This is a genomic window from Flexithrix dorotheae DSM 6795 (genome assembly GCF_000379765.1).
Taxonomy (GTDB): domain Bacteria; phylum Bacteroidota; class Bacteroidia; order Cytophagales; family Flammeovirgaceae; genus Flexithrix; species Flexithrix dorotheae.
The window spans coordinates 1-12779 of the sequence record NZ_KB903462.1 but is presented as its reverse complement, the minus strand read 5'-3'; the positions used below and the strand labels follow the sequence as shown (position 1 = coordinate 12779).

Below are 12779 nucleotides of genomic sequence, written 5' to 3'. Positions count from 1 at the left end.
ATATGGACAGTACGAATTATATATCAAAATCAGGATTATTTTTTTCTTGTAGCGAGAAACAGGAATTTGTAACAGAACAAATTGTTCCAGAGCATCTTCTTACCTATGTTTATTCAGGCAAAATCTTAGTGACTACCGCCAATAAAACATATTATCTCCCCGCTGGGCAGGCAGCCTTATTTGGTCGAAACCAATTAGCAAAATTTACTAAAATACCTAAAGATAATGAAGCGTGTAAATCGGTTACTGTATTTTTCACACAACAATTCCTTCAAAAATTCTATGCTACACAAACACCCCAAAAACATAATGCCAATCGTCCCAAATTACTGTTTCTAAAGACAAATGTCATATTAGATGATATGTTTCATTCTATTAAAGACCATGTGAACTCGAATACTATTTTTATTACAGATAAACAAGCAATACTAAAAATAAATGAAATTTTAAAACTAATAAGGGAATTCGATACCCAGACAGATGATTTACTATTAGATTTTTCTGAGCCTCATAAAATTGACCTAGCAGGATTTATGCAAACAAACTTTATGTTCAACATCCCTATCTCAAAATTCGCATATCTAACAGGCAGAAGTTTAGCAACTTTCAAAAGGGATTTTAATAAAATATTTGCTACCTCTCCACAAAAATGGCTTACTGAGAAACGGTTAGAACAAGCCCACTTTTTAATTGCTGAAAAACGAATGAAGCCGTCACAAGCCTTTCTAGAAGCTGGTTTTGAGAATTTCTCTCACTTCAGTAAAACATTTAAACAATTTTTTGGCTATAATCCATCTTCTATTATTCCTTAGCAAGTTCTAAAAGTTGAGCTTCTGAGCAAAGGCATCCGTTTTTCTACCCTTTATTTTTGCAGTGTATATAAATTGATAAGCAATGGAAATGATAGAGTACATGTATCAATATTACCAAAGTGAACGAAGTACCGCCATTCTTGCTGTTGCTATAGGGGTAGTCTTCCTTATTACTTCTTTCCTGTTCTTTCAGTATTTCGGCAACTACAAGCTAGTAAAAGGATTGCTATATACTTTGTGTGGTGCAGGCTTATTTTTTCTTGTCACAGGAGTCGTAGTTACGATTCACAATAATCGTAAAATGGAGGAAGTGGCGCTTTCACCACAAACCAATTTTGTACTTCACCAATCCGAAAAGGCAAGAATACAATTGGTTTTAACAACTGGTTATCGCTTCAGTTTAATCCTATTCTCAACTTTAGTCGTAGGTGGACTTAGTATAATACTTACTTTTTCAAATGATCTATGGAAAGGAATTGGATTGGGGTTGTTGATTGTAGGCACAGTGGGACACGTAATGGAGGATTTTTCAATGCAGAAAAACCAGGCTTATCAACAAAAATTAGATTTGGTTAATTTTTAATATATTAAACATGAGTAAAGTAGTATTAGTTACTGGAGCTTCTTCAGGGATGGGAAAAACAACAGCCGAATTGCTCTTGAAAAAAGGGTATGTAGTTTATGGGGCAGCTCGTAGAGTTGAAAAAATGTACGATTTGAAAAAGGCTGGTGCAAAAATCCTACAAATGGATGTAACAAAGGAGCAATCGATGGTTTTGGGGATTGAAAAAATAATTAAAAATGAGGGACATATTGATGTCCTTCTAAATAATGCAGGATTTGGGCTATATGGGGCCATTGAGGATGTAACAATGGAAGGTGCTAGATATCAAATGGAAGTCAATGTTTTTGGATTAATGCGTCTTATCCAATTAGTTTTGCCATATATGCGAAAAAGACAAAATGGAACAATAGTGAATATTAGTTCTATTGGAGGAAAAATAGCCAACCCAATTGGAGGTTGGTATCATGCCAGTAAATTTGCTTTAGAAGCTTTAAGCGATAGTCTGAGAATGGAAGTGAAACAGTTTGGTATCAATGTAATAGTCATTGAACCCGGTGGTGTAAAATCCGAATGGAGCGAAATAGCTATGGAAAACGCTCATAAAATCTCTGCAAACGGGGTGTATGGAAAAATGATACAGAAAATGATAGAAGCAGGAAAAAAGTTTAAGGACAAAAATGCCGAACCAGAAATTATTGCTAACCTGATTAACAAAGCAATCACGTCCAAAAAGCCCAAGACAAGATACAGCGGTGGATTCATGGCAAAACCATTGCTCTTTTTAAGAAAAGTGCTGTCCGATATACAAATGGATAAAATGATTTTGGGACAGTTTAAATAAAATACCTGTCACTTATAACAAGGGATCAAATTCTAGTGGGTCCTAGGGAGTTTTTTCTCTTTTTGAACAAACCTAATGGGGGTTTGATTCGGAATAAGCCGCATGTAATATAAATTTTTTTTCTGGTTTTTAGGGAAAGCGACAAGATTAAGTAGAATTTTAAATATTAAAATGGAAAATTTGGCTTGTGAGAAATTACAGTTTTTCTAAAAGTTTATTAAACAGAGGTATCTTACCTTTACTTAAAAATAAATTAAAATTATTTTTGTATTTTCCTGTAATGGCCTTACACAAAAGTGTATAGCCCGAGAAAACTAGCAAGAAAGGGTTAAACGAGAGTGCAATTTTCCTTTATGAGTCATAGAACATTATAAGGTGATCCAGTCTTTTTTTGACCAGATCATTCACCATCGGTTCAAAACTATAGATTACTTTGTCGTTCTTCAAAACCAATATAAAATAGGGTTGTTTATAATGTTTTGGGTATCAATCTGGAAGGCTATAAGGAATTATCAGGCTGCTATGTGGCAGAAAGTGAAGGGGCCAGATTTTGGTTACAGGTATTGACTGATCTGAAAAACAGAGGGGTGGAGGATGTATTAATAGGCTGTATCGATAATCTGAAGGGGTTTTCTGAGGCCATAGCGAGTGCATTTCCAAAAACAGAAGTACAAAGTTGTATTGTACATCAGATCAGGAACTCTCTGAAATATGTGGCCAGCAAAAATCAGAAAGCTTTTATCAAAGACCTCAAACAGGTTTATCAGGCTATCAATAAGCAAGTTGCAGAGGATGCTTTGTTGGATTTGGAAGAAAAATGGGGAAAGCAATATCCTGTGGTAATCGTCTCCTGGCAAAATAACTGGGAGAAACTTTCTGAATACTTTAAATATGAGTGAGGGGATTAGAAAAATAATTTATACCACAGCAGCGGCTGCCGCCAATGCAGTGGAAGGCTACCATCGACAGGTCAGAAAGGTGACTAAAACAAAAGGTGTTTTTCCTTCAGATATGGCTTTATTGAAATTAATTTATCTGGCCTCAAAAAATATTTCTAAAAAATGGGTACAGCCTGGGCAGAACTGGGGACAGATTTTACAGCAATTAGCCATTCATTTTGAAGGAAGGGTACTATCGGGGTTGTGGTAATGGTTACTTATTCCATAATCTTTTAGTCCTTCCACTACAGATAAGGTATAAGCAAGCACAATAAGGGAAATCAATAACCTGGTTTTTTTCTCACAGGAAAGATTAATTTTTTCCAGTTGAAACCCGGCTGATTTCATATGCTTAAAACAACATTCTATACTCCATCTGATCTGATAAGCGGCCACGATCGCTTTACCATGCTTTTCCAAACTGGTTAACAGGTAAACAATAGGTTCTTGATGGTCAGCCTGGTGATTTTTACTCATCACTAACCTGAGGGTTAACTTTTTGAGTTCAAAAGGTTTAGCTATGGCTTTATCTGCTGTTTTACTTCGGAGAATTTTATGTTCCAATGCGGAATATCGTAACCCTTCAGTCTGATTAACCAGCTGTTTGTAAGCCCCTTTTTTAAGCCAAATGATAAAATCAATTTGATGAGCCAGCAGAAACTCAAACCATTCTATTCCGATATATTCCCGATCGGCCAATAAAGTTTTCCCTTTCAAATTCAGTCGCTGCATGGCCGTGAGCAAAAGGGTTTGCCTTTCCTCAAAATTACTGGTTCCCTTTTTGGCCAAATCCATCCAAAATACAGGAATAGCCACTCCTTTATATACTACACACAAGGTCAACAAATGTAATTTACGTTTCCCATATTGCCAGCTGGTTCCGTCCAATACCAAATATTCTACTTTATGTCGAAGCATTACTAATCCCATAGCCAGAATATCTATCCAGATACTCGATAGGGCGTGGGCTGTGAAAAAGCGGGTGATCCTGCGATAATGGGAGGCTGCCTGGGTGTCAGGTTTTTCACTGATAGCCCCTATATTGCCTTTCAATTTGTAAAGACAAATCGTCTCCTTTTGCAGGATCGCCTGAACTATCATCAACATATTATTTAGCGTGCTTAGCTTATACTCTGCTAAAACTTCCTTAATTTTGTACAATAGTGCTTGAGTCATTTCTTCTTGTTTTGTCCAATTCAAATTTAATGATTCATAGCACTTTTTTCTTTTTTGTCCAGTGAATAAATTAATAGCTCTTCCCTCTGAAAATTAATGGATGTAATGATGGAATTCACAAATTTTTCTGAAATTCCATTATGAGATTAAATTGCAACTTATAGTCTTTTACCAGTTATTCAAAAGTGAATATGAACGAAGGTGCACCAAAATATTATTCAATTTTAATCCTCAACAATTAGGAGACTGTCATCTCTTTTTGTTGAGGATTTTACCTTTCTAGTAAGATCTTCCTGTTACATTTTTCTCCATATTTTATATATATTGCAATTTGATTAAGAGTAAGTAATATATGAAAGAGGGTATCCACCATGATGAGCAGGAACTTACTATCGCCTTAAAGGAAGGTGATACCCATTCATTTAGGATAATTCATCGGCTTTATCGACAAAAAATGCTCAACTACTCCTATGGTATTTTAAAATCGAAAGAAGATGCCGAAGAAATTGTTCAGGATGCTTTTTTAAAATTATGGGAGAATAAACAAAAACTTGAGGAGGGAAAAACATTTAGTGGGTACTTATTTATCATTGTTCAAAATCTTACTATAAAAAAATTAAAGAAAAATGCTAAGGATTATTTTCTAAAGGATATTCCTGAAAATTTAATTTCTAGATATCAGGCGGATAATAACATGCATTACAAAGATCTCTTGGCAATATTTAATGAAGCACTCGAAAACCTCCCTGAAAAGAAAAGGACAGTTTTTCAATTAAAACGGGAAGAGGGGTTGACAAACAAGGAGGTTGCAGATCAAATAAATGTATCCGTAAAAACTGTTGAAAAGCACATGACACAAGCCCTTAAGTTTATTGAAGAGTACCTGCAAAAACATAAAAAATTCATTTTAGTCATCACATTATTTTTTTAAAAAAAATTAGGGTAAGGGTAGGGTTGATTACTTTTTTAGGATATTCATAAGTAGAGACTTGTTTATAAGTGATTTTTAAAAATTAGATTTTTTTAAGCCGCAAGGACTTGGGGGTAGGTAAACAGTAGCACAAATCCCTGAATTAAGATACTTAAAAGGTGAATTTGAATGGTTTCAAATCAATTTTCCTATGAAAGAAATAATTTTTATAAAGACATTATTTAAAAAACAAATAGCCGAAACCATTACCCATGCTGAGCGTGAGGCGTTATATGCATGGTTAATTCAGGATAGGAATGAAATCAAAGCCAGACAAATCATTGAAGAGGTTTTGGAAGAGGAAGAAGATATTACGGAATTACAGGAAGGGTTATTTAAATCTGAACCAGAAGCCTGGGAAATCCTGGAAAACAAATTAGGCTTAAAAACCACCCCGCAAATCATTGAAAAGACCAAACCGGTATTATTTTTTAGAAGGGAAATCTGGAAGTGGGCAGCTGTCTTTACATTATTGTTAATGGCCACATGGTGGCTTTACAAAAAAAATGTGTCCGAGCCTGCAATTGCTGAAACTGTCCAAACCATTATAAAAAGCACTGAGTTAGGGCAGAAAAAAACACTTACTCTCCCAGACGGTTCGGTGGTTAAACTAAATGCTGGATCATCAATTTCATTTTCTCAACCCTTTACAAATGGGGGCACAAGATTGGTTTCACTCAAAGGGGAAGCTTTCTTTGATGTGAAAAAAAATAAGGCTCATCCCTTTAAGGTAATTACTGAAAATATGGAGATTAAGGTATTGGGAACCTCCTTCAATGTAAAAGCATATCCGGAAGACCAAAACGAAAAAGTAGCTTTAGTTGAAGGAAAAGTAAGCGCGTATAACAAAGAACAAAATGAAAATTTGGTTTTTAATGAAATCTTAATGCCGGACCAGACTTTGTCATTAAATAAAGTAAACGGTGAGGTTAAAAAGATTCCTCTTCAACAAGCTGATATTGGATGGAAAGATAATGTTATTTACCTGAATGAAGCAGGTTTTGAAGAAATTATGGAGGTTTTAAGCAGATGGTATGGGGTGAAATTTGAAATAGAAAAAGGGGATAGGATTAAAATACCTGATAGGTATGTGGGGAAATTCGAAAATAAATCACTGATGGAAGTTTTAGAGGGACTTAGCTTCTCAATTCACTTCGATTATGAATTTGATAATGATAAAAAAATAATTTATATCACTAAATCCGCAATAAATGAAAATAAATAGCTCATAAAAGAAAGGGTCATTAATTAAAACGACCCTAAATTTTGTATCATTATTTCCTGTAAAAGATTGCCGTCCTCCAGGAAATAATAGAAAATAATTTTTGATGAATTTTTTCCACCAAAAACATATAAAAATATGAAAATGAAATTACTTAGACAAATTAAGTATATGTCGAGAATTGGTTTTTATGGTTTAATTCTTCAACTTACTTTATTTGGAATGATATCCGCAAAGGATGGAAATGCCCAATATAAAGTGAGCATGGAGAATGTCTATGTTTCCATAGATGTAAAAGAAAAATTAAAATTAAAACAGGTTTTTGTCCAGATAGAAAATAAAACTGGCTTTGGATTTTCCTATAGTAAAGAATTGGTAGATGAAAATCAAAGATTGAAATCAGATTTAATAGATGGATCAGTTGCCAATGTCCTTAGAAGTATTTCCAAAGAGACAGGTCTGACTTTCAAAAGGATCAATGAAAATATTTATGTAACCAAAAGGGGAAAGGGGGAACCTAAAATTTCCGAGTTTTTTGCTCCAGAGGCTAATCAACTGAAAATTTCCGGTACCATTTCCTCCTCAGTAGATGGAGAGCCTCTACCAGGGGTTAGTATTTTAATTAAGGGGACATCAAAAGGTACAACTTCAAATTTTGAAGGCCATTATACCTTAATCGCTGGTCCTGAAGATATTCTTCAGTTTAGTTTTATAGGATACAAGAGCCAGGAGTTATTGGTGGGTAACCAAACTGAGATCAATCTTGCCTTACAGGAAGATCTCGAGCAATTGGATGAGGTGGTAGTTATTGGTTATGGTACGGCAAAAAAGAAAGATTTAACCGGATCTATTTCTACCCTTGAAGCAAAGGATTTAGTGAATGCAAATTCGGTATCACCTCAATTTGCGTTGCAGGGGAATGTTTCAGGAGTCCGTGTAATTAATGCTAGTGGGGATCCCAATGAAGCTCCAAGAATCTTTGTCCGCGGAATAGGAACCTGGAATGGAGATTCACAGCCCTTATATGTAATTGACGGTCAGATATTTGAACCTCCAAGAGCCGGAAATGAGGATGAAATTTCAGGACATGGGTTGTCAACTCCTCCAAACTTATTTAACATGATAAACCCATCAGACATTGAGTCTATGACCGTATTAAAAGATGCTTCAGCATCAGCAATTTATGGAAGTAGAGGTGCCAATGGGGTAATTTTAATCACGACAAAGAAAGGTAAGAAAGGTAGGCCCGTAGTTGAATTTAATTCCAGATGGGATAGCAGGAGTATGCCAACCTACAGCATGTTAAACACTCAGCAATATGTAGATCTTACAGAGGAAATGTTTGCCAATAATCTCAACCCTGATATAACAATTGGGGATGAATTATATGGAAATGATCAACCTGATGATGCAGCCAAATTAGTTAACAGATCTCCACAATTTGATCCTGGTAGTCCTTTTTATATAAGTGACAGAACAACCTACAACCATCAGGATGAATTGCTACAAAACCATGCATTGAGTCAGAATTATGACTTGAAAATTTCTGGTGCGACTGATATCGTAGATTATTATGTTTCAGGAAGTTACTTAAAACAAGAAAACTTATTTAAAAACAATAATCTTGAGAGATATACAGGCGCATTTAATATTAATGTGGATGTTACTGATTGGTTAAAAACAGGAGTCAATTATAAATTCACATGGCAGCGATCAGAATTAAATATTGATGGTGATTTAGACAACTTTGCCGCTGCTGCGCCATGGCAGCCTATTTTTAATGCAAATGATCCCCTTGGATTCCAGCAGGTGATAGATCCATTTGGCTATAGTCCAAATTGGCAGAGAGCCAGACTTTATGGACAAGGAACAGTTTCAAATACTCTAGCCTTATCAGAGATCAATACAAAAGAGTTTACAATAAACAGGCACATAGCACAACTATATGCTGAATTTAAACCCATTTATGGCTTAACCCTCAGAGGAAGTTTAAACCTTGATTATTCCTATCAGGACAGGTTTCATTTAGATGTATGGTCCGTAGGAAATTATTATAAAATTGATGGAGATGATCCAAGCACTGAAGCGCCAAACGCTCCAAATAGTTTAGGAGGGATGAATGACAGGGTTAATAAAATATTAAACTATCAGGCTGATTTTACTGCAACTTATACAAATACTTTTGCAGGGAAACATAATATGACATTAACTGGTGTTGTTCAAGACCAAAGACATGTTAGAAACTTATTCCATTATGTAGGCAATAATTTAACGAACCTAAATGATGATCCAAGGAAAAATAGCTATGGAAATGATCTGGCGAATAACAGTTCATTCGTAGGTTGGAATCAACGGTTTTGGTTCGGATTTGCTGGACGGGCAAGCTATTCCTATGAGAGTAAATATTATATTGATGCTTCCATTAGAAGGGATGCCAGTAATGGATTTGATGATGAATACAGGTGGGGTACTTTTTATTCATTAGCGGGAGCCTGGAGAGTGAGTGATGAATCATTTTTCTCCGATGTTACTTTTATTAATGATTTGAAACTTAGAGGGGGTTGGGGAGAAGCTGGAAATGACCAGGCGGCTGTTGGAAGTTATGCATTTCTTTCAGGAGTAAATACTTCCTTGTCGTCAACAAGATGGGGATCAGGAATGGGGGATGCATATGGCAATCTTCAATTAGGAGCTCTGGTAAATGATTTTCCTAATTCTTCATTAAGTTGGGAAATTGTCACTACTTCTTATGCTGGTTTTGATGCACTCTTATTAAACAATAAATTAAATGTAACTTTTGAATGGTTCAACCGGAAAACCTCGGGTATTTTACAACGAGTTAATTTACCATTAACCGTAGGAACAAATTCACCATTATTTAATATTGGAGAATTAGTAAACAAAGGGATTGATCTTGCTATTGGTTATAATAATAAGTTAGGTGATTTTACCTATGGGGTAAGTGGTAACATTAGTTTTCTAAACAATGAAGTAACCAAGCTATATAACAGCCAGCCACTTTCTACCGGATTTGGAAGAGTGGAAGAAGGAAGATCTGTAGGACATATCTGGGCTTATAAATTAGGTGGAATTTTCCAAAACCAGGCGGAGATAGATAACTATTTTGCAGAGAAAACAGATGAAACTATTGGGAATGTTGATTTTGTGGCCCCAGGTGATATGTATTTTTTGGATGTACAGGGAAACCCTACGGAAGATGAACCTTTCTATAGCAAGAATCCTGATAATCTGATAAATTCATTTGATCAAACTGAGGTTGGAAAAACCATTCCGGGATTTACATATGGTGCAAATATTAATTTAGGTTGGAAGGGTTTTGATTTTTTTGCAGGTTTTTATGGGGAAGGAGATGTTCAGAAGTATAATAGTGCAAGAGCACGATTCGAAAACATGGCTGGTGCCGGTCCAAATTATACCGTCTCTACACTAAACCGCTGGACACTGGAAAATCCAAATACTGATATGCCCAGAGCGGTAATTGGTGATCCTGCAGGCAATAACAGGTATTCTAACAGGTATGTGGAAAGTGCGGCATTTTTCAGATTAAATAACTGGCAAATTGGTTATTCTTTACCTGAATCAATTCTGAATGGTTTACAGAATACCGTGCAGTCATTGAGAATCTATATTGGAGGCCAAAATAATCTTTATTGGAATAAATGGTCTTCCTTGGATCCAGTTAATGATGCTTTCCCACTTCCAAAGACCTATTCTGTCGGTTTAAATGCCAGATTTTAATTTTTAACATTTAAAATTAAAGAACTATGAAATCAAAAATAAAATCCCTTTTTATATTATTAGTAATATTTAATTTTAGTGCCTGTAATCCTGATCTTGTTGATTCCCCTCCTCTTGGGCCTACAGAAGCAATTTATTTTTCGAATGCAAATGAGTTTAGGGCTCAACTTGTAGGTGTATATGCTTCCTATTATGACTGGTATCATTATTCTGCTCCAAGTTTTAATCCAGGTGGATTTGTTACCGGCACGTTTTTATTGCCCGGAGATGATTTAACAGAATCAAATGGAAACAGAACAGAAGTTGAATTATTTGATGGTGGTCTCAATCCAACACAGAACAGAATTGGATTTATTTTTCAAGCCTGTTATAAAGCAATATCCAGAGCTAATGTGACTATTGAAAAGGTTAATACCATTGACTTTTCACAGTTTGATGGGGCAGATGAAATTGCAAAGATGGAAGGAGAAGCATTGTTTTTAAGAGGATATGCCTATTATACATTATTTAACTTGTTTGGAAGCGTTCCTGTGATTACAGAAAGAATTTTGGATAAGGATAAAACAAACAATCCGAAAAGCCCTGCAAATGATGTGATTTCTCAGGCGATTACTGATGCTGAAAATGCCATAGCTTCATTACCAGATTCCTGGGATGCGGCTAATGTTGGCCGAATTACCAAAAACTCTGCAAGAGGATTACTAGTGAAGGCGCTGATTTTCAGAGCAAATTACAATAATGATGATGATGATGATTTAAATAAGGCCAAGCAGGTGTATAGTGAAATCACCCGATCATTAGTGCCTGATTTCATTGATAATTTTAATTCGTATACTGAAAACAATGAAGAATCACTTTTTGAAATTCAGGCAGCTAAAGCATCTAGTTTAAATAATTTAATTCTACATAATGATGGAGCCTGGAGAGGGGTGGAAAATATGAGTGTATACAGGGGATATATGATGCAACCCGGAGGCGGTGGATTTAATGATGCTTCCACCAAGTTTCTTGTAACCGAAAAACTAATGAATAATTTTGGTACAGATCCCAGGATAAGTGTATTTTCTAACCCTGAAGATGGAAGGGATGGAAGAATATTTCAAAAATATAATCTTCCTTTAGGAGTAAATGAATTAACACCACCGCACGGAGGATCTGCTAACAATGAAAGGTTACTACGGTATGCAGATATTAAACTTTTAATTGCTGAAGCAGAATTAAAAACAGGGAATGCCGCTGCTGCAATTAGTCAGATTAATGAGGTTAGGACTCGAGCCAGGGCCTGGGGAAGTGAATCGGGATATGGGGATGGTGTAATTCCTGCTAATTATAATATAGGTGAAACCGATGAAAATACGATCATGCAATGGATTATGGATGAACGATTTGTTGAATTAGCTGGTGAAGGACAAAGATGGGATGACTTGAAAAGATGGCATGCAAGTGGAGATATTAATTTAACAGGATGGGATGGAAGTGTAAGTAATTTTAGCACAAATTTAGCATCTCCCGTGCAGTTTGATGTAAACAAACATTTGCTATTTCCCATACCTCAAACTGAAATTGAAAGAAATAGTGCGATTAACCAAAACAATCCTGGATATTAAGGATTAATTTGAAAGATGTGGTGTTAAGAATTAATGTACTTTCTTAACACCCATTTTTCGATAAAAAAAATTGTTTGACTTTGTTCAGAGGTTCTTTTTTTTAAAACATATTTTGCTTTCCATCATCAAATTATTCACAACTTTAATCCAAACATTAATTAATCATTTTAAAGAAAAATAAAACAGGAGAGGATTTTCATTATTTTTAAGGTTGTGTTATCTTACTTATCTCAGGTGCTAATGTGAATGCGAATACCCATGGTAAATATCAGCAATGCCAAACCATTTTCAGACANAAAGAATGTGGGTAGCTGGGTAGAGCAATTAGTGACATATGGACCTTGGCGTATATTCAGGAGAGTGCGACCAGAATTTTGATTCAAAAATAAGCTAATTTTTTGGAGATGAGATATTTATAAAATATTAGCTCCGCTNTATGCATAGAAGAGCTACTTGTTAAACTTAGTTCTGGAAAGCAAAATTTAAAATATTTGTCCACTTACACTTTTTTGAGAAAACCCTTCTTTTTCAGATTTTAAATTAAAAAACTAGACATATAAACAAAATGAAATACCATTTNATATTCACCTCCACTTTGATTGTATTACTACTCTTTACTTTATTNCCTTCCTGTTCCTATAAAAGCCCGGATAATAAATTTGATGTGGTCATATATGGAGGAAGTTCTGCAGGGATTTCAGCGGCTATTCAAACCCGAAGAATGGGTAAAACCGTGCTGGTGCTTGAACCAGGCAAAAGAATAGGAGGATTAACAACAGGAGGACTGGGGCAAACAGATATAGGCAATAAAGCAGCAATNGGAGGAATTGCGCTTGAATTTTATCAGGGGATAAAGAAGTATTATGAACATCCAGAAAATTGGAAATGG

Annotated in this window: 9 protein-coding genes and 1 pseudogene; 9 read left to right on the top strand and 1 reads right to left on the bottom strand. The window is 35.4% G+C overall.

Annotated elements, in window-relative coordinates; translation table 11 throughout:
• The first annotated feature begins 2 nt into the window (after positions 1 to 2).
• From A3EM_RS0126255 to A3EM_RS47355, 4 genes and pseudogenes are all read left to right on the top strand, one after another.
• Positions 3 to 812, top strand: coding sequence for a helix-turn-helix domain-containing protein (locus A3EM_RS0126255; RefSeq protein WP_044239900.1), 810 nt, complete (start codon positions 3 to 5; stop codon positions 810 to 812).
• Between the two features lie 82 nt (positions 813 to 894).
• Positions 895 to 1395 carry a hypothetical protein gene (locus tag A3EM_RS0126250; RefSeq protein WP_020531224.1) on the top strand — a complete coding sequence of 167 codons (501 nt, stop codon included), beginning with the start codon at positions 895 to 897 and terminating at the stop codon, positions 1393 to 1395.
• A 10-nt stretch (positions 1396 to 1405) separates the two neighbouring features.
• Entirely contained in the window at positions 1406 to 2218 is an 813-nt protein-coding gene (locus A3EM_RS0126245; RefSeq protein WP_020531223.1) for an oxidoreductase, read from the top strand.
• Between the two features lie 458 nt (positions 2219 to 2676).
• Positions 2677 to 3367, top strand: a pseudogene (locus tag A3EM_RS47355) (IS256 family transposase); the annotation flags it as partial.
• Here the strand turns inward: A3EM_RS47355 and A3EM_RS0126230 are convergent.
• Complete coding sequence (locus A3EM_RS0126230) at positions 3331 to 4332, bottom strand: transposase (RefSeq protein ID WP_083925308.1); 1002 nt, start codon at positions 4330 to 4332, stop codon at positions 3331 to 3333. The pseudogene A3EM_RS47355 and the gene A3EM_RS0126230 sit on opposite strands and share 37 nt — an antisense overlap.
• A gap of 352 nt (positions 4333 to 4684) precedes the next feature.
• On the opposite strand from A3EM_RS0126230, the gene A3EM_RS0126225 reads away from it, so the two are divergent.
• The 5 genes from A3EM_RS0126225 to A3EM_RS43740 all read left to right on the top strand — a co-directional run.
• Entirely contained in the window at positions 4685 to 5263 is a 579-nt protein-coding gene (locus A3EM_RS0126225) for an RNA polymerase sigma-70 factor (protein ID WP_020531221.1), read from the top strand.
• Positions 5264 to 5453: 190 nt separating this feature from the next.
• The gene (locus A3EM_RS0126220; RefSeq protein WP_020531220.1) at positions 5454 to 6527 is read left to right on the top strand and encodes a FecR family protein; all 1074 of its coding nucleotides are present in this window, start codon (positions 5454 to 5456) and stop codon (positions 6525 to 6527) included.
• Positions 6528 to 6668: 141 nt separating this feature from the next.
• Positions 6669 to 10283: a SusC/RagA family TonB-linked outer membrane protein gene (locus A3EM_RS0126215; RefSeq protein WP_169513406.1), complete on the top strand. Its 3615-nt coding sequence runs from the start codon at positions 6669 to 6671 to the stop codon at positions 10281 to 10283.
• Between the two features lie 26 nt (positions 10284 to 10309).
• A complete protein-coding gene (locus A3EM_RS0126210; protein ID WP_020531218.1) occupies positions 10310 to 11890 on the top strand; it encodes a RagB/SusD family nutrient uptake outer membrane protein in 1581 nt (526 codons plus the stop codon).
• 565 nt (positions 11891 to 12455) lie between these two features.
• Positions 12456 to 12779 (top strand): FAD-dependent oxidoreductase (locus A3EM_RS43740; RefSeq protein ID WP_044239897.1); only part of this gene is annotated, 324 nt, incomplete at its 3' end.

Coding starts and splice junctions, on each gene's coding strand:
- A3EM_RS0126245 (WP_020531223.1), top strand. CDS start 1,406: ATGAGTAAAGTAGTATTAGTTACTGGAGCTTCTTCAGGGATGGGAAAA.
- A3EM_RS0126210 (WP_020531218.1), top strand. CDS start 10,310: ATGAAATCAAAAATAAAATCCCTTTTTATATTATTAGTAATATTTAAT.
- A3EM_RS0126250 (WP_020531224.1), top strand. CDS start 895: ATGGAAATGATAGAGTACATGTATCAATATTACCAAAGTGAACGAAGT.
- A3EM_RS0126220 (WP_020531220.1), top strand. CDS start 5,454: ATGAAAGAAATAATTTTTATAAAGACATTATTTAAAAAACAAATAGCC.
- A3EM_RS0126230 (WP_083925308.1), bottom strand. CDS start 4,332: ATGACTCAAGCACTATTGTACAAAATTAAGGAAGTTTTAGCAGAGTAT.
- A3EM_RS0126255 (WP_044239900.1), top strand. CDS start 3: ATGGACAGTACGAATTATATATCAAAATCAGGATTATTTTTTTCTTGT.
- A3EM_RS0126215 (WP_169513406.1), top strand. CDS start 6,669: ATGAAATTACTTAGACAAATTAAGTATATGTCGAGAATTGGTTTTTAT.
- A3EM_RS0126225 (WP_020531221.1), top strand. CDS start 4,685: ATGAAAGAGGGTATCCACCATGATGAGCAGGAACTTACTATCGCCTTA.